The sequence below is a fragment of the Microbacterium arborescens genome, assembly GCF_049707515.1.
GTDB lineage: Bacteria > Actinomycetota > Actinomycetes > Actinomycetales > Microbacteriaceae > Microbacterium > Microbacterium arborescens_B.
On the sequence record NZ_JBNAFI010000005.1, the window covers coordinates 134,096 to 150,777 of the forward strand.

The following is a 16,682-nucleotide window of genomic DNA, read 5'->3' on the forward strand; positions in this document are numbered from 1 at the left end:
CCGCCATGGCGCGTAACGTCCGGGTGATGAACTGCGCACCGGAGGATGTCTTCGCGGTGCTGAGCGACGGGTGGCTGTTCCCGGCCTGGGTCGTCGGCGCCTCGCGCATGCGCGACGTGTCCGACTCGTGGCCCCGCGAGGGCTCCCGCCTCCACCACTCGTTCGGTGCCTGGCCGCTCGTCATCGACGACACCACGTCGGTGCTCGAGTACGATCCGCCGCGGCGCATGGTGCTCCAGGCGCGCGGCTGGCCGATCGGCGAGGCCCGCATCACCCTCGACGTCAAGCCGCGCGGCGACAGCTGCGTCGTGCGCATCCAGGAGGTCGCGGCGGAAGGTCCGGGCTCGCTGATCCCGCAGCCTCTCCTCGACCTGCCGCTGATGGTGCGCAACGCCGAGACGCTGCGCCGGCTGGCGCACCTGGCGGAAGGCGGCGCGGGACGGTGACGACCGAGTACGACGCCGTCATCGTCGGCTCGGGGCCGAACGGGCTGGCGGCGGCGGTCACCCTGGCGCGTTCGGGGCTGGCGGTCGCGGTCTTCGAAGCCGAGGATCATTTCGGCGGCGGCGCGGCATCGGGGGAGATCACCCTGCCGGGCTACCTGCACGACCTGTGCTCGGCGGTGCATCCGCTCGCCTTCGAGTCGGCCTTCTTCCGCGAGTTCGGGCTGCGCCGGCGCGTCGACTTCGTTGTCCCCGAGGTGTCGTACGCGCATCCCCTCGACGATCGCGCTGCGCTCGCCTACCGCGACCTCGACCGCACGGCCGATGCGCTCGGGGCAGACGGCCCCGCGTATGCGCGCCTCATGGCGCCGCTCGTCGACCGGGTGCGCGGCATCGCCGACTTCACGGGAGGGTCGCTGCTGCGGGTGCCCGGAGACCCGATCGCGGCCTTCTGGTTCGGGCTGCGCACGCTCGAGCAGGGCACTCCGGCCTGGGGGCTGCGGTTCCGCGAGCAGACCGCCCCCGCCCTCATGTCGGGCGTCGCCGCGCACACGATCCTCGGACTCCCCAGCCTCGCGGCGGCAGGCGGCGGCCTCACTCTCGCGACCTACGGGCACGCGCGCGGGTGGCCGATTCCGCTCGGGGGCAGCGGCGCCATCGTCGCGGCCATGATCGACGACATCCGTGCTCACGGCGGCGAGCTGTTCGCGGGCCGCCGCATCCGATCGCTCGACGAACTGCCGCCGGCGCGCGCCGTTCTGCTCGATGTGACCCCGCAGGCCCTCATCGAGATGTCGGGGGAGCGGATGCCGTCCCGCTACCGGCACCGCCTCGAGCGCTTCCGTTACGGCGATGCGGTCGCCAAGGTGGACTTCGCCCTCTCGGCGCCCGTGCCGTGGCGCGACGCCGAGATCGCGCGCAGCGGCACCGTGCATGTGGGGGGAACGCGCGCGGAGATCGCCGCGTCGGAGAACGCCGTCCGGGCAGGCCACCTGCCCGATGCGCCGTACGTGCTGGTTGCCCAGCCGTCGCTCTTCGACGAGACGCGTGCGCCCGGCGACCATCACACCCTGTGGGCGTACACGCACGTTCCCGCGGGGAGCGAGGTGGACCGCACCGACGCGATCGTCCGTCAGATCGAGCGCTTCGCGCCCGGTTTCCGCGACACGATCATCGCCACCCATTCCGAGACGGCGCAGCAGGTCGCCGCACGCAACCTCAACTACCCCGACGGCGACATCTCGGCCGGCGTGCCTTCGCTCGACCAGCTGATCGCCCGCCCCGTGCTCGCGCGAGACCCGTGGCGCACGCCCATGGACGGCGTCTACCTGTGTTCGTCCTCGACGAGCCCCGGGCCGGGCGTACACGGTCTCGGTGGTTGGTGGGCGGCCCTCAGTGCACTGCGTCACGAGTTCGGTGTTCTCACGCGCCCCGACTTGTCGCCGCGCGCCTAGGTGCGGGTCTCCTCATCCGCGACGGCGCCTCGCGGGGTGATGTCGTCCAGGCGGCCGGGACCATCGGCCTTGCACGGCACCGGCCAGGTCGACCAGCCGCCGTATCGCGTCAGTGCGTGGCGCGGCGGTATCGGATGTGGGTTGCCAGTGGGGAGTGCAGGGCCTCGACGGGCTCGAACCCGAAGGCGCCGACCCCGTCGAAGAGACGTTCGCCGGCTCCGAGGAGAACCGGGGCGATATCGAGGACCAGCTCGTCGATGACGTCGGCCGCGAGCGCTTGGCGGACGGTGGATGCTCCGCCAGCGATGTCGACGCCCCTGCCGTCGGCGGCGGCGAGGGCCCGCGCGTAGGCGGTGTCGAAGCCCTCGGTCACGAAGTGGAAGGTCGTGCCGCCGGTCATCTCGATCGGCTTGTGCGGGTAGTGCGTAAGCACGAACACGGGCGCGTGGTACGGCGGCTCGGCGCCCCACCACCCCTGCCAGGCATCGTCCCACTCCCCGCGAACAGGCCCGAACATGTTGCGTCCCATCACATACGCGCCGCGGGGACGCATGAGCCAGGAGGTGGCGATGCGGTCGGCATCGTTCGCGCGCGGATCGCCCATGTGCCAGGGATGCAGCTCCTGGCCCCGGACGCCGAGGCCGTCGTTGAGACTTTGCTCGGGGCCGGCGACGTACCCGTCGAGTGACATGGACATGTGGCAGGTGGTGTCGGCCACCGTCTTATCCATGTTCCCGGTCATGAGGCGGCAGTGGTGACGTACGCATCGAGGCCTGCGAGGGTCTGGTTCCCGCCTTCGACGGCGTGATACTTCTCCGCCGCCTCGTCGCGCAGAGCTTTCGTGGGGAACATGGTGCGCAACTCCACCCGTGTCGCCGCACCGTGGGACGTGAACGACAGGACGGTCGTGAAGGCGTTCGGATCTCCTTCGCGTTCACCGTGCAGCAGCGTGATGCGCTCAGGGCGGGCGATCTCCTCCCAGACGATCCATTCGGGGTAGTCGACGCCGTCAGGACCCCGCATGGTGAACTCCCACACCCCGCCGACCGCGAAAACGAACGACCGCGTCGTGGTCGTGAACCCCTCCGGTCCCCACCACTGCGAGAGGTGCCGCACCTCGGTGAAGGCTTCGAACACCCGCTCACGCGGGGCGGCGATCACACGCGAGACCATGATCTCGCGGTCGCTCGTATCGGTCATTGCTCCTTCTCCGTGAGCCCGCTGGCGGGCCGCGCGTCGTCCCCGACAAGCCGCCGCACGTACGCGTCCAGGCGGCCGAGGCTCTCGCTCCAGAATCCCTCGAAGCCGCCCGTCCACTCGTGGACCGGCCGAAGCCCTCTCGCATCCAGGCCGTACACCCGCTGCTTGCCGGCCGTGCGGTGATGCACCAGCCCGACCTCGCGCAGCACCCGCAGGTGCTTCGAAGTGCCGGGCTGGGTCAGCCCCAACTCCCGAGCCACCTCGCCGGCGGGACGGTCGCCGGTGCGCAGGAGCGTCAGAATCGCACGCCGCTGCGGTTCCGCGATCGCGTTGAAGACGTCCGATGTCGTCGCTGCACGGGCCATACCACGCATCATATACCCATATGAGTAAGTGACCCGCACGACCGATCAGCAGGCACGGTCTAGGTGCGGGTGCCGCCGGAGTCAAGCACCGGTGCTGCGGCACGCCGCGCTCCTACAGTGGACGGATCATCGTCGTCTGCGGGAGGTTCCATGGTGTCCGGTGCGTCCGAACCCGAGTCCGTCGCGCGCGCGGTCGAGCGGCTCCGTCTCGCGGAAGCGAGTCTCTCGCGCCGGAGACAGAGCGATTGCGGTCCGAGCGAGACGGCCCGAGCCGCGATGCGCGTGGTCTACGACAGCGCGGATGCCGGCAAGCGGGTGACCCCGACCGACATCGCCGCGACGCTCGGGGTCTCGACCCCGACGGCCACGACGATGCTCAAGCGGCTTCGCGAGGGCGGTCTGGTCGCGTTCGAGCGCAATCCCGACGACGGCCGGAGCAAGTACGTCGTGCCGACGGACCGCAACGCCGACGTCGAGGGCGTCGATCCCCTCACCGTGCGGGTGCGCGACATCGCGCGCGGGCTCGACGGCGAAACGGCGGCGAAGCTGGCGACGCTGCTCGACGCGATCGCGGACGCGGTCGACGAGGAGTGCCGCTGAGGTCAGGCGTCGGCCGTGGCCGGCTCGGGAACGACGCGGAGACCGTTCGCGCCCCCCGCCTCGAGCATGAGGGCCTCGACCCAGTGACGATTGATCGTCGGCGGTCGGCTGCCGCTGAAGAGGAACACCATCGGAACCGCCGGATGCACCCACACGCTGAACAGCCCGCTGTCGACTGAGCGGTGGAACATGAAGGGCTCGTTGCGTCGCAGTTTGTTCATGAAGACGACCCGCAGATGCGCGAGGAGACGGTCCTCGACATCGAACGTCCGTCCCTGGCTGCCGTAAACGAGTGTTCCCACGGCCCGAGGCTAATCGCGGGGGCGTGCCTAACTAATTCTGATTAGTTAGCAAAACTAGAAACGGGCACGGCTGCCTAACCGCATCGATCGCTTCTGTCAAGCGGGTAGGCGCGGGTGCGTCCGGCCGCGACACTCTACGCAGAGCGATGGGAGTGGTCATGGTCCTGGATATGTCACCGATCGCCCGCAAGCCCAGCGCCGTGCGTCTGGCCACGGCGGGTGCCCTGCGTCAGCTGCCCACGCGGCGACCCGAGGCCGCCGGCCCGGAGTCCGACATCCGCTGGGAGCTCGTCGACGTCGACCGCTATGAGGTTCGCGAGGGCGAGGTCATCCTCGGGTACATCGACGTGGTCGGAGCGGTGTTCGTCGCTCTCGGCGGCCCCTGGTACTCGGCCGCCGTCGAGCTGCGGCAGACCCTGCGCTTCGACGAGGCCGTGCAGACGCTGCGCTCCACGCGGCGCCACTGAGCCCGCCGAACGAGGCGACCTCGGCCTCGTAGGCTGGGGTGATGATCCGAATCGCCACCATCGGCACGAGCGTCATCACCGACGCCTTCATCGGCGCGGCATCCCGCACCCCCGGTATCGAGGTGGCTGCGGTGTCCTCGCGCGACGCGGCGAAAGCACGAGCGTACGCTGATCGCCTCGGCGTCGCGGAATCGTTCGCCGGACTCGACGACCTGCTCGCCGACCCGCGGATCGACGCCGTCTACGTCGGCTCGCCGAACTCCGCCCACGGCGGACAGGTGGCCGCTGCCATCGAGGCGGGCAAGCACGTGCTCGTCGAGAAGCCCGCCGTGGCGACCGCCGAGGAATGGGACGACCTCGTCGAACGATCGCGCGCTGCCGGCGTCGTCCTCCTGGAGGCGATGCGCACGGCCTACGACCCCGGCATCGTCGCCCTGCGCGAGCGGATCGCGACCCTCGGCGTCCTCCGTCGCGCGTCCTTCCACTACGCCAAGCGGTCGTCCCGCTACGACGCGGTGCTTGCGGGCGAGACCCCCAACATCTTCGATCCCGCGATGGGCGGGGGAGCCCTCGCAGACCTCGGCGTCTACGGCGTGCACGCGACCGTGCTGCTGTTCGGCGAGCCTCTCGGGGTGTCGGCCTCGTCGGTGCCGATCGCCACGGGAGCCGACGGAGCGGGTCTGGCGGTGCTGGAGTACCCGGGCCTCGTCGTCGACGTCGCTTACTCGAAGATCACCTCGGCCGTGCGGCCGAGCGAGATCCAGGGCGAAGACGCGACGCTCCTGATCGACCACCTCGCGAGCCCCCGGCGCCTCACGCGCATCGGTCTCGACGGCGCCGAGTCGACGTGGGAATCGGATGCCGCCGTCGACGTCCTCGATGGCGAGGTCGCGCGCTTCGTCGAACTCGTCGAGGGGGGAGTCGCGCCCGACGAAGATCAGGCTCGCACCTCGCAGACCCTCCGCACCCTCGAGCGCATCCGACGGGCAGCCGGCTGACGCACTCCCGCATCGCGCTGTCAAGGCCCTGGGGTTTCGCGGCGTCTCCGCGCATCCTCGTGCCATGCACGACTCGGGATTGCGCTGGGATGAGATCGCTGAGGATGCCTGGCGGGTGTGCGATCCGGCGCGCCCGTCGTCCGACGCCGATGCCGTCGTCGCCTACGTCGAGCGACGGAAGGACGGCATCCTGGAAGTGGTGTGGCTCTGCGGGACCGCCGGCACCGAGACCTTCGCCTCCATCGACGAAGCGGCTGCCGCCGTCAGCCACCGGTACGCGGCCTCGCGTCGGACGGGCTCGCCGCTCGCGACGAAGCCGATCCCCATCGCGCACCGGCCCCCGCTCTCTCCGGCGTGAGGCGTTCAGCCGCGCAGACGATCGAGAAGGAGCCCGACCGCGGCGTTGACGCTCGCGTCGATCACCTGCTCGGGGTCTCCGTCGAGCTCGAGGAGCACGTGTCCGGTGCCCGCGTCGTTGCTCCACCCCAGGTAGACGGTTCCGGGTTCGTGACCGTCATGGGGCTCGGGCCCGCCGACACCGGTCACCGACACGGCCAGGTCTGCGCCGGTCAGGTCGCGGACGGCTCCGGCCAGGTGCTCGGCGCACTCCGGGGAGCAGGGGTCGATGCCCTCGGCGAGGCCCAGCACGCGCTGCTTCGTCTCGAGCCGGTAGGCCACGACGCCGCCCGCGAACCATTCTCCGGCGCCCTCTGCGGCGCCGACCGTGGCCGCGAGGTTGCCCGAGGTCAGCGATTCGGCGACGGCCACGACCGTGCCGGTCTCCTGCACGCGGCGGGCGAGTTCCTCGATGTCAGTCATAACTCCTCCTGGACAGACCCTACGTACGCCGCGTCGGGGCGGGCGCGGGGATTGTCCTGGATTCGGCGCGGTGATATCGCGCGCCGGGCTCGTTACGGTGGGGGGATGGAGGAGCATCGGGCCGGACCGCGGCGCAGCGAGCACGCGCGCCTCGCCGTGCTGACGGCCGCGGCCGAGCTCCTCGCGAAGGGCGGCTACGAGAACCTCACGATCGAGGCCATCGCTCGGGAGGCGTCGGTCGGCAAACAGACGATCTACCGATGGTGGCCCTCACGTGCGGCGATCCTGACCGAGGCGCTGCTCGAGGGCATGATCCTCCAGCAGCAGCTGGTCGTGCGAGACACCGGCGATCTCCGGCGTGACCTCGCCGAGTGGATGTCGCGGGTGTGGACCGTCCTCGATGCACCTCAGGGACGGCTGCTGCTGCGCTCGCTCGTTGCGGCGGCGACCGAGGACGCGGCCATCGGCGAGCTCCTGCGTGACCGACTCAGCGCCGACGGCGGCATCCGCGCGCGCATCGTCGCCCACGGCGACCCGGCGCTCGCGGCGGTCGAGATCGGAGACGCGGTCGCGGGCTGGATGATCATGCGCGCGCTCTCGGGTGCGGCGCCCACGCCGGACGGCATCCGGGCGATCGTCCAGGTCCTCGTCCCGGGTTAGGGTTGACGAGACGCCGCGTCTCGTCAAGACGTCCACATCCCGAAGGAGTCGTCGATGGCCGAGTTGCTGTACCGCTTGAGCAAGGGGGCCGCACGCCGGGCCTGGCTCGTCGTCGTGGCATGGGTGGCGGTGCTCGGGATCGCCGGCGGTGCATTCGCTCTCGGCTTCGGCGGTCTCTCGTCGAGCTTCGACATTCCGGGGACCGCCTCGTCGAAGGTCACCGACCGGCTCTCCGAGGAGCTCCCCGACTTCGCCGGCGCCGCCGGGACCGTCGTCTTCCACGCCGAGGACGGCGCTCTGACCGACCAGCAGCGTGCCGCCATCTCCGATCTCGTCGCCACCGCGACCGATCTCCCCGACGTCGCGACGGTCAACGACCCGTTCGAGGCCGAGGCCCAGCGCGCGGCGCAGGCGCAGCAGGTCGCCGACGGCCGAGCGCAGCTCGACGCCGCACGCGACCAGCTCGACGCCGGACAGGCGCAGCTCGATCAGGGCACGACGCAGCTGGCGCAGGGCCAGGCGCAGCTCGACGCCGCACGGGCGCAGGCCGAGGCCGCCGGGGCTCCTGCGGCTCAGTTCGCAGCCCTCGATGCGCAGCAGGCGGCCCTCGACGCCGGACGCGCCGAGCTGGAACGGCAGCAGGCCGCCCTCGACGCGGGACGGGCCGAGCTCGACGCGCAGGCCGAGACCGCCGACCTCGGCGGCCGCCTGCTCAGCCTTGCCGAGGGCATCGCGCTCGTCTCACCCGACGGCTCGACGGCAACGGTCAACGTCGCCTTCACGCTGCCCCGCCTCGAGCTGCCGCAGGACGCGAAGGATGCCGTCGTCGAGCACTTCACCGCCGAGCCGATCCACGGCGTCGAGGTGGGCTTCTCGACCGAGATCTCGCAGGGCGTGCCGAAGATCCTCGGTATCGGCGAGGCCGTCGGCGTGGCCGTGGCCGCCGTCGTGCTGCTCGTCATGCTCGGCAGCCTCATCGCCGCGGCGCTGCCGCTCGTGACCGCGATCATCGGGGTGGGCGTCGGCGTGCTCGGGGTGCTGTCGCTGTCGGGCGTCGTGCAGATGGCGTCGGTGACCCCGGTGCTCGGGGTCATGCTGGGGCTCGCGGTCGGCATCGACTACGCACTCTTCGTTCTCAACCGGCACCGCAAGCAGCTGCTGCGCGGCATCGACCTGCACGAGTCGATCGGCCTCGCCGGCGGCACGGCGGGCAACGCCGTGGTCTTCGCCGGCTCGACGGTCGTCGTGGCGCTTCTCGCGCTCAACATCACCGGCATCCCGTTCCTCGGTCTCATGGGCACGGCGGGGGCCGTCTGCGTCGCGATCGCGGTGCTCATCGCGATCACCCTGCTGCCGGCGCTCCTCGGGCTGCTGGGACTGCGGGTGCTCGGACGCCGCGCCCGCCTGCGCATCGGTCAGCCCGACGCCGTCACGACGCCGACGCGCGCGATGCCGACCTGGCGCGCTGTGACGACCGCCGTCGTGTCGGTCGGACTGCTCCTCGTCCTCGCCGTTCCCGCACTGTCGATGCGGGTGGGCCTGCCCGACGGCGCGTCCGAGCCGGAGGGATCGTACGGCCAGCGCGCGTTCGAGCTCACCGACGATGCGTTCGGACCCGGCGCCAACTCGCCGCTGCTGGTGACGGCGAGTCTGCCGGGCGGCCTCGACGAGACCGAGCAGCTGCGCGCGCAGGTCGCCGTCGCCGAGGCGATCGCCGAGCGCGATCACGTCAGCGCCGTCGCACCGATCGCCGTGTCCGACAGCGGCGCGGTCGCCGCGTTCCAGGTCATCCCCGCCGAGGGGCCGAGCAGCGTCGCGACCGAGGACCTCGTGCGCGACCTGCGCTCGCTGCCGCCGATCGGCGGCGAGTACGAACTGGGAGTCGCCGGACAGGCCGCGATCAACATCGACATCTCCGAGGGGCTCGTCGGCATCCTCCCGATCTACCTCGCCGTCGTCGTGGGGCTCTCTCTCGTCATCATGATCGTCGTCTTCCGGTCGCTCGTCGTGCCGCTGATCGCGACGGGCGGATTCATCCTGTCGCTGTTCGCGACCTACGGAGCCGTCGTCGCGGTGTTCCAGTGGGGCTGGGGCGCCGAGCTCATCGGGCTGCACACCACCGGGCCGATCCTGAACTTCCTGCCGGTCATCCTCGTCGGCATCCTGTTCGGTCTCGCGATGGACTACCAGCTGTTCCTCGCATCGGGCATGCGCGAGGCGTACGTCCACGGCTCCGAGGCGCGGCTCGCCGTCATGCAGGGCTTCCGCGCCGGACGCTCGGTCGTGATCGCGGCCGCGCTCATCATGGTGTCGGTGTTCGGCGGCTTCATCTTCGCCGAGGCCACGATCATCCGCTCGATGGGCTTCGGTCTCGCCTTCGGCATCCTGGTCGATGCCCTCGTGGTCCGCATGCTGCTGATGCCGGCGCTCATGCACCTCATCGGGCGCGGTGCCTGGTGGCTGCCGCGGTGGCTCGACCGCATCCTGCCGGATGTCGACGTCGAGGGCGCCAAGCTCGAGCGCACGCATCCGCACGTCTGACCCCGCATCGCCCGCGAGAATCAGTGCTCGCCGTGGGAATCGGTCACAGCCGCCGATTCCCACCGCGAATGCTGATTCTCGCCGCGGATGCTGACCCGCCGCGCGGGCGGGCGGGTCAGAAGGCGGTGAGGTCGGCGCGCAGGCCCTGGCCGGTGTGCTCAGTGCGCAGGATGCCGCGCCGCCGCAGCACCGGCACGAGCTCGTCGAGCGCCCGATGGAGAGTGACGGGATGGAAGTCGCCCGAGAAGATCAGGCCGTCGTTGTCGGCGTCGTCGCCGAGCGCCTGGATGACGTCGGCGATCTCCTCGGCCGTGCCCACGGTGCCGCCCGCGCCGTCGGTCACGCGGCCCAGCCGGGCCTTGCCTGCCAGGATGTCGCGCAGCGGCGCCTCGGAGAAGTCGGCGTGGCGACCGAGCAGTCCCTTGATCGTGCCTTTCGAGACGTGGTCCCCGAAGATCGCGGGGTCGAGGGGGCGATCGAGGTCCAGCGCGGTGAGGTCGGTCTCGAGATCGCTCGACCACGCCTCCGCGACCTCGCGCAGCGCCGCCTCGTCGGGATGCCGCGACGCCTCGACGATCCGCTCGGCCTCGTCGATCGAGCTCGCGACGATCGGCTTGAACACGAAGAACGTCTTGACGGCGTCGGCGTCGCGCCCCGCAGCGGTCGCCGCCTCGCGCACGCGCGCCCGGTAAGCGCGGATGCTGGCCGGGTCGAGGTTCGACAGCGCGAGCTGGATCTCGGAGTTGGCGCCGGCGAAGCCGATGCCGCGGGGCGAGCCGCCGGGTGAGGCGACGATCGGGTCGCCCGACGGCAGCGGCTCGGCGTTGAGCGGGCCGTCGAAGGAGAAGTACTCGCCACGGTGCTGCACGGCGTGGATCTTCGAGCCGTCGGCGTAGATCTGCGTGTCGGGGTCGGCGATCAGGGCGTCGTCGTCCCAGCTGTGCCAGAGCAGGCGCAGGGCGTCGAGCCATTCCTGCGCCCGGTCGTAGGCGGCGTCGTGACCGAGGCGCTCCGTGCCGAAGTGGTGCGCCGAACCGACATCGGTGACGACGTTGAGCCCGAGCCTGCTGCCGCTCAGGTGCTGGAGCGACGCGAACTGGCGTGCCGCGAGATAGGGCGGCCAGGCGGCGGGATTGACGGTCGGGATGACGCCGAGATGCTGGGTCGCGGCGAAGAGGTACGGCGCAAGGGTCCAGGGGTCGTGCTTCGGCCCGCCGTAGGCCTTGCGAACGCGGAGGTTGAGGGTCTCGGGCGTGATGCCCACCGAGAGGGCGTCCTCGATGAGGACGAAGTCGAAGCCGGCCTGCTCGAGCTCACGCGCCGAGTGCTGATAGAGGTCGGGCTTCTGCCACGGCCAGTTCCACCGCTGGTAGGGCCGCGCCCACCCGTGCGGCCCGAAACCCCGCGACAGGAACCATCCGAAGTGCTGAGTGCGCGTCATGCCGGCACCGCCTCGACGGTTCGGGCACGCGCGGCGGTGAGTCCTCGCTCGAGATCGGCGGTGAGGTCGCCGACATCCTCCAGCCCGATCGACAGACGCAGCAGCCCGGGACCGACGCCGATGCGTTCGAGGTCGGCGTCGCTGCGGCTCGCGTGGGTGGTGGTGGCCGGATGCAGCACGAGCGAGCGGACGTCGCCGAGGTGCGTCATCGGCGTGAACAGGCGCACGCTCGCAGTGAAGGCCTCCGCTGCGGCGCGGCCCCCCGCGAGGGTGAACGAGAACAGCGCGCCCTGTCCGGAGGGGAGGAGTCGGAGGGCGAGGTCGTGGTCGGGGTGCGATGCGAGTCCGCTGTAGTCGACACCGGCGACCTCGGGGCGGGTCTCGAGCCAGGCGGCCAGAGCCGCCGCCGTCCGCGACTGGCGCTCGACCCGCAGAGACAGCGTCTCGACGCCCTGCAGCAGCAGGAAGGCGTTCAGGGGCGAGGGCGAGGGACCGAAGCGCATCGCGACGCGACGGGCGGCGTCGAGGAAGGCCCGTTCGCGGGACCGGTCGACGAAGGTCCGGCCGTCGGGCCCCGTCTCCACCGCGATCTGGCGGAAGCGGCGGGGGACGGCATCCCAGGAGAACCGGCCGCCGTCGACGATGACGCCGCCCAGGGCGGTGCCGTGGCCCGAGAGGAACTTCGAGGCGGAGTGGACGACGATGTCGGCGCCCAGCTCGAGCGGCCGCAGCAGGTACGGGGTCGCGAGGGTGGAGTCGACCACGAGCGGGATGCCGTGGCGGTGCGCGATCGCGGCGACGGCGGGGATGTCGAGCACGCCGCCCCGCGGGTTGGCGATCGTCTCGGCGACGAGGGCGCGCGTGCGCGGCCCGATGGCCGCCTCCCACGCCGCCGGATCGCGCGGATCGTCGACGAAATCGGTCGTGATGCCCAGGCGCGCGAGGTCGGACCGCAGCAGCTCGCGTGTGCCCTCGTAGATCGCCGACGCCGCCACGACGTGGTCGCCGGCCTCGAGGATGGTCAGCAGCGCCGTGGAGGTCGCCGCCTGTCCGCTGCCCACGAGCAGCGCGCCGACTCCGCCCTCGAGGTCGGCGATCCGGCGCTCGGCGGCGGCCGCCGTCGGATTGCCCACCCGCGTGTAGCTGAAGCCCGTGTCGGGGTCCGCGAAGCGGCCCTCGCCGTCGGCGAGGTCGTCGAACTCGAATCCGGCGGTCAAGTAGATGGGCGTCGCGCGCGACCCGTACGGGTCGTAGCCGCGCGCGCCGGCGTGCAGCTGACGCGTCGCGAAGGCGAGGGGTTCGACGCTGTTCTCGGGTGCGGGCATGGCTGGAAGAGTACGGCGGGCCCCGCCACCGCCGCGCACGCGCCGTCACGCTGCGTCACGCTGCGTCACGCGAGGGGTGCCGCGTGCCCTCGTGTTGCGCCGTGTGTTCTCTCGTTTCCGCATGTTGCGCCGGGCAGGGCGGGGGATCGTCGTTGCTGGTCAGCATGGGGTCATGTCCCCTCTGGTGAGCGTCGACGACCTCGCCGCCGAGATCGCCGCGGACGCTCCCGTGCGTCTGCTCGACGTCCGGTGGCGATTGGACCGTGCCGAAGGGCGACCCGACTATCTCGCCGGCCACCTGCCCGGCGCCGTGTACGTCGATCTCGAACGCGAGCTCGCACGTCCCGGGGTCCCCGAGCAGGGACGGCATCCGCTTCCCGATCGCGCCGACCTCGAGGCGGCGGTGCGCCGCTGGGGAGTGAATGCGGGCGACCGGCTCGTCGCGTACGACGACAACGACGGGGTCGCCGCAGCCCGGGCATGGTGGCTGCTTCGTCGGCACGGTCTCGACATCCGCGTTCTCGACGGCGGCTTTCGAGCGTGGGTGGCGTCGGGGCGTCGCCTCGAGCGCAGCGACCGCGCGGCGCCGATCGGCGACGTCGACCTCGTGCCGGGCCGGGGCGGGCTCGCCGACATCGACGAGGCAGCCGTCGCTCCCGCGCTCGGCGTGCTGCTCGATGTGCGTGCCCCGCAGCACTATCGCGGTCAGGTGGCGGGGGCCGATCCGGTGAGCGGGCACATCCCGGGCGCCGTCAACCTCCCGACGGTCACTCACATCGCGCCCGACGGTCTGCTGCGTAGCGCGGAGGAGATCCGCACGTCGCTGGCCGCCGTCGGCATCGGCGCCGGCACGGACGTCGTCGTCTCGTGCAGCTCGGGCATCGCCTCCGCCCATACGGCGCTCGCCTTCGCCGTCGCGGGATACCCGCGGGTCCGGGTCTTCGCCGGGTCGTGGAGTCAGTGGTCGCGCGACCCCGGGCGCCCCGTCGCGACGGGATCGAGCCCGTCCGGAGCCATCAGCGTGGTGTGACCGAGGGGGCGCGTGTGCCCGAGTGTGCGCGTGTGACCGTGGATTCAGTCCGCGAGCGCGGAGTGCTCGCTGAGGCGGTGCCAGGTGCGGTTGTGGTAGACGAGCGCTTCGCCGTGGCCGCCCGGCTCGACGTCGCGCTCGACGTGCGACTGCAGGGCGTGGCCGGCGATGACGATCGAGCCGCCGGCATCCATCCGTGACACGACCGAGCAGCGGACCCAGGCGCGGACACCGCGGTAGACCGGCTCGCCCGTGGTCAACCGCGACCACGAGGAGGTGTCGGCGAAGCGGTCGACGCCGCTCGTGGCGCCGAGCTTGGCCAGCGCGAGGTCGTCGGCGTCGAGCAGGTGGACCACGACGGTCTCAGCGGACGAGAGCACGGCCGAAGCGGACGACTGCGCCGAGACCGAGAAGACCAGGAGGGGCGGGTCGGCGCTCACCGACGACACCGAGGTGGCCGTCAGGGCGACCGGTCCGTCGCCGGCGTCCGCGGTGATGACGGCGACGCCGCCGGGGTGTCCGCGGAAGAGCGTCTTGAACTCGTCGGCGGACAGCGATGCGCCCAGATGACGTGACGGGTGCTCTGCGGAGGGGTCGAGGTTCGGCTGCGACATGATCACGACGTTAGTAACCCCCGAGGCCGCGCACATGTTCCGTGTCGCCGAGAGACAGTCGATGACTCCGTGTGACGCGCTCAGTCGCCGACGCGCCGGCTCGCGGCATCCAGAGCGTCGCTCAGGTCGGCGATGAGGTCGTCGACGGTCTCGATGCCGATGGACAGGCGGATGAGCCCGTCGCCGATGCCGAGGCGGTCGCGCTCCTCGGCCGAGAACGAGACGTGGGTCGTCGTCGCAGGGTGCAGGGCCATGGAACGCACATCGCCGATGTTGGTCATGCGGCTGACGACGCGCAGAGAGTCGAAGAAGGCCTCGGCGGCAGGTCGCCCGCCGCGCACGGTGAACGCGAAGACCGAACCGGCGTGTCCGCCGAACCGCGCCTGCGCGATGTCGTGGAAGGCGTTGTGGGGAAGGCCCGCGAAATCGACGCTCTCGACGGCGGGATGGGCATCGAGCCAGGCCGCGACGGTCGACGCGTTCGACAGGTGGCGCTCCATGCGCAGCGACAGCGTCTCGATGCCCTGCTGCAGCAGGAACGAGTTGACCGGCGAGAGGGCGGCGCCGAGGTCGTTGACGATCCCGAAGCGCAGGTAGGCCTCGAAAGCGCGCTCGCCGTGGGCCTCGACGAACGAGGGCTTGCCCGGCGCGGTCGGGTCGGTCAGTCCCGGGAACGAGCGCGACGACCCGGTCCAGTCGAAGCGGCCGCCGTCGACGATCGCCCCCGACAGGGCCGCCCCGTGTCCGGAGAGGAACTTCGTCGACGAGTGGACGACGATGTCGGCGCCGAGCTCGAGCGGTCGGATGAGATATGGGGTCGCCACGGTGTTGTCGACGACGAGCGGGATGCGGTGGCGTCGGGCGATCTGCGCGATGGCGACGACATCGACGAGGTCGTTCTTGGGGTTGGGGATGGTCTCGACGAAGATCGCCTTCGTGTCGGGACCGATCGCCGCCTCCCAATCGGCCTCGCTGCGCGCATCCCGGACGTAGTCGCTCGAGACGCCGAGACGCGCGAAGGTCCGGTCGAAGAGGATGCGGGTGCCGCTGTAGATGCTCGCGGTCGACACGATGCGCTCGCCCGCCCCGGCGAGCCCGAGGAGCGCGGCGGTGATGGCGGCCTGGCCCGACCCCAGGACGATCGCGCCGGAGCCTCCCTCGAGCGAGGCGATGCGGCGTTCGGCGACCTGATGCGTGGGATTGAGGTTGCGCGAGTAGAGCTGTCCCTCGTCGGCTCCGGTGAAGCGCGCCTCGGCCTGGGCGAAGGAGTCGAAGCGGTACGCGGCGGTCAGGTAGACGGGCGTGATGCGGGCGCCGTGGGCCGGCTCGGCCGCCTCGCCCGCGTGCACCTGACGGGTGTCGAAACCGAACCCGTTCCAGTCGTAACGGGGCGACAGGGTCTCGTGGGGGGTCTCGTCGGGACGCAGGCTCACGGGCTCAGGCTAGGGGGCCGGGCGGGCGGCGCCCGATCCTGGCGTCACACGCCGACAGAATTCCCGGCGTGCGTACGATGATCTCGGCCCCCGAGGAGGATGCGTGACGACGACGAACGACCAGGATGCGTGGCTCCGCCGATACGGATCGGTCGCGCCCGCGTCCGACCTGCCGCGGAACCCGGTGCTGGATCTGCTCTACCGCCACCGCTCGGTGCGGGCCTTCGCGCCGGGCGACGTCGACGATGCGACCCTGACGGCGATCATCGGCGCGGCACAGTCCGCGTCGACCAGCTCGAACCTCCAGGCGTGGTCGGTCATCGAGGTGCGGGATCCCGATCGGCTCGACGCGCTCGCCCGGCTCGCCGGGGACCAGGACTTCATCCGCCGAGGCGGCGTCTTCCTCGTCTTCGTCGCCGACTGGGCGCGCGCGGGGGAGCTGGCGCGTCGCGTCGGCGAGCCGGCCGACGCCGTCGGTTACATCGAGAGCACGATCGTCGGCTTCGTCGATGCGGCGCTCGCCGCCCAGAACGCGGTCGTGGCGGCGGAATCGCTCGGCCTCGGCGCCGTGTACGTCGGCTCGGTCCGCAACAACCCGGAGCAGATCGCCGACCTCCTCGGGCTGCCCGAGGGTGCGTTCCCGGCATTCGGCGTCGTGCTCGGCCATCCCGATCCCGACGACCGCGCGGGAGTCAAGCCGCGGCTGCCGCAGAGCGTCGTCCGGCACCGCGAGACCTACCGGTTGCCCGATGACGCCGCGATCGCCGCCTACGACGAGGCCGTCACCGCCTACTACGGCACCCAGGGCGAGAGCCGCGGCTGGCTGCGCGCGGCCATCGCGCGGGTGCGGGATGCCGCGAGCCTGCACGGGCGCCATACGATGCGCGCCTCGCTCGAACGGCGCGGACTGGCCTCGCGCTGACGCGCGACGCCGGGTCGCTCGACAGCGGGGTGGCCCTGGCTTAGGGTGGACGCGTGCAGACCTGTCGT

The 16,682-nt window shown here is 71.5% G+C and carries 19 protein-coding genes; 10 read left to right on the forward strand and 9 right to left on the reverse strand.

The features are described 5' to 3' along the window. Positions 1-5 precede the first annotated feature (5 nt). Both ACPYN5_RS11250 and ACPYN5_RS11255 read left to right on the forward strand, forming a co-directional pair. Positions 6-446, forward strand: a complete 441-nt coding sequence (locus ACPYN5_RS11250; RefSeq protein ID WP_424449079.1) for an SRPBCC family protein — start codon at positions 6-8, stop codon at positions 444-446. Beyond that, positions 443-1,897: a phytoene desaturase family protein gene (locus ACPYN5_RS11255; protein WP_424449080.1), complete on the forward strand. Its 1,455-nt coding sequence runs from the start codon at positions 443-445 to the stop codon at positions 1,895-1,897. Before ACPYN5_RS11250 ends, ACPYN5_RS11255 begins: the two co-directional genes overlap by 4 nt. 109 nt (positions 1,898-2,006) lie before the next feature. Here the strand turns inward: ACPYN5_RS11255 and ACPYN5_RS11260 are convergent, their stop codons facing one another. The 3 genes from ACPYN5_RS11260 to ACPYN5_RS11270 are packed head-to-tail and all read right to left on the reverse strand — an operon-like array spanning position 2,007 to position 3,462. Further along, the gene (locus ACPYN5_RS11260; RefSeq protein WP_424449081.1) at positions 2,007-2,615 is read right to left on the reverse strand and encodes a dihydrofolate reductase family protein; all 609 of its coding nucleotides are present in this window, start codon (positions 2,613-2,615) and stop codon (positions 2,007-2,009) included. Between the two features lie 20 nt (positions 2,616-2,635). Then, a complete protein-coding gene (locus ACPYN5_RS11265) occupies positions 2,636-3,097 on the reverse strand; it encodes an SRPBCC family protein (protein WP_424449082.1) in 462 nt (153 codons plus the stop codon). Then, entirely contained in the window at positions 3,094-3,462 is a 369-nt protein-coding gene (locus tag ACPYN5_RS11270) for an ArsR/SmtB family transcription factor (protein ID WP_424449083.1), read from the reverse strand. Before ACPYN5_RS11270 ends, ACPYN5_RS11265 begins: the two co-directional genes overlap by 4 nt. A 282-nt stretch (positions 3,463-3,744) precedes the next feature. On the opposite strand from ACPYN5_RS11270, the gene ACPYN5_RS11275 reads away from it, so the two are divergent. Further along, positions 3,745-4,062, forward strand: coding sequence for a MarR family winged helix-turn-helix transcriptional regulator (locus ACPYN5_RS11275; protein ID WP_424449084.1), 318 nt, complete (start codon positions 3,745-3,747; stop codon positions 4,060-4,062). A 2-nt stretch (positions 4,063-4,064) separates the two neighbouring features. Here the strand turns inward: ACPYN5_RS11275 and ACPYN5_RS11280 are convergent, their stop codons facing one another. Further along, positions 4,065-4,364: a DUF7882 family protein gene (locus tag ACPYN5_RS11280; protein ID WP_424449085.1), complete on the reverse strand. Its 300-nt coding sequence runs from the start codon at positions 4,362-4,364 to the stop codon at positions 4,065-4,067. A 158-nt stretch (positions 4,365-4,522) separates the two neighbouring features. Here ACPYN5_RS11280 and ACPYN5_RS11285 point away from each other — a divergent pair, with 158 nt between their 5' ends. The 3 genes from ACPYN5_RS11285 to ACPYN5_RS11295 all read left to right on the forward strand — a co-directional run bounded on the left by ACPYN5_RS11285 (position 4,523) and on the right by ACPYN5_RS11295 (position 6,187). Beyond that, a complete protein-coding gene (locus ACPYN5_RS11285; RefSeq protein ID WP_424449086.1) occupies positions 4,523-4,831 on the forward strand; it encodes a hypothetical protein in 309 nt (102 codons plus the stop codon). Between the two features lie 41 nt (positions 4,832-4,872). Continuing rightward, positions 4,873-5,829 carry a Gfo/Idh/MocA family protein gene (locus ACPYN5_RS11290; protein WP_424449087.1) on the forward strand — a complete coding sequence of 319 codons (957 nt, stop codon included), beginning with the start codon at positions 4,873-4,875 and terminating at the stop codon, positions 5,827-5,829. 64 nt (positions 5,830-5,893) lie between these two features. Continuing rightward, complete coding sequence (locus ACPYN5_RS11295) at positions 5,894-6,187, forward strand: hypothetical protein (protein WP_424449088.1); 294 nt, start codon at positions 5,894-5,896, stop codon at positions 6,185-6,187. Positions 6,188-6,192: 5 nt separating this feature from the next. Here ACPYN5_RS11295 and ACPYN5_RS11300 read toward each other — a convergent pair whose 3' ends face one another. Further along, complete coding sequence (locus tag ACPYN5_RS11300; protein ID WP_424449089.1) at positions 6,193-6,648, reverse strand: CinA family protein; 456 nt, start codon at positions 6,646-6,648, stop codon at positions 6,193-6,195. Between the two features lie 105 nt (positions 6,649-6,753). On the opposite strand from ACPYN5_RS11300, the gene ACPYN5_RS11305 reads away from it, so the two are divergent. Both ACPYN5_RS11305 and ACPYN5_RS11310 read left to right on the forward strand, forming a co-directional pair. Beyond that, positions 6,754-7,308 carry a TetR/AcrR family transcriptional regulator gene (locus ACPYN5_RS11305; RefSeq protein ID WP_424449090.1) on the forward strand — a complete coding sequence of 185 codons (555 nt, stop codon included), beginning with the start codon at positions 6,754-6,756 and terminating at the stop codon, positions 7,306-7,308. A 54-nt stretch (positions 7,309-7,362) separates the two neighbouring features. Continuing rightward, on the forward strand, positions 7,363-9,849 hold the full coding sequence (locus ACPYN5_RS11310; protein ID WP_424449091.1) for an MMPL family transporter: 2,487 nt from the start codon (positions 7,363-7,365) through the stop codon (positions 9,847-9,849). Between the two features lie 115 nt (positions 9,850-9,964). Here ACPYN5_RS11310 and ACPYN5_RS11315 read toward each other — a convergent pair whose 3' ends face one another. Then, on the reverse strand, positions 9,965-11,290 hold the full coding sequence (locus ACPYN5_RS11315; RefSeq protein ID WP_424449092.1) for an NtaA/DmoA family FMN-dependent monooxygenase: 1,326 nt from the start codon (positions 11,288-11,290) through the stop codon (positions 9,965-9,967). Beyond that, on the reverse strand, positions 11,287-12,615 hold the full coding sequence (locus tag ACPYN5_RS11320; protein ID WP_424449093.1) for an O-acetylhomoserine aminocarboxypropyltransferase/cysteine synthase family protein: 1,329 nt from the start codon (positions 12,613-12,615) through the stop codon (positions 11,287-11,289). Before ACPYN5_RS11320 ends, ACPYN5_RS11315 begins: the two co-directional genes overlap by 4 nt. A gap of 172 nt (positions 12,616-12,787) precedes the next feature. On the opposite strand from ACPYN5_RS11320, the gene ACPYN5_RS11325 reads away from it, so the two are divergent. Further along, the gene (locus ACPYN5_RS11325) at positions 12,788-13,645 is read left to right on the forward strand and encodes a sulfurtransferase (protein ID WP_424449094.1); all 858 of its coding nucleotides are present in this window, start codon (positions 12,788-12,790) and stop codon (positions 13,643-13,645) included. 44 nt (positions 13,646-13,689) lie between these two features. Here ACPYN5_RS11325 and ACPYN5_RS11330 read toward each other — a convergent pair whose 3' ends face one another. Further along, complete coding sequence (locus ACPYN5_RS11330) at positions 13,690-14,259, reverse strand: flavin reductase family protein (protein ID WP_424449095.1); 570 nt, start codon at positions 14,257-14,259, stop codon at positions 13,690-13,692. An 80-nt stretch (positions 14,260-14,339) separates the two neighbouring features. After that, positions 14,340-15,686: an O-acetylhomoserine aminocarboxypropyltransferase/cysteine synthase family protein gene (locus ACPYN5_RS11335; RefSeq protein ID WP_424449222.1), complete on the reverse strand. Its 1,347-nt coding sequence runs from the start codon at positions 15,684-15,686 to the stop codon at positions 14,340-14,342. Positions 15,687-15,795: 109 nt separating this feature from the next. Between ACPYN5_RS11335 and ACPYN5_RS11340 the strand changes: the two genes are divergently transcribed. Then, entirely contained in the window at positions 15,796-16,614 is an 819-nt protein-coding gene (locus ACPYN5_RS11340; protein ID WP_424449096.1) for an NADPH-dependent oxidoreductase, read from the forward strand. The last annotated feature ends 68 nt before the right edge of the window (positions 16,615-16,682 follow it).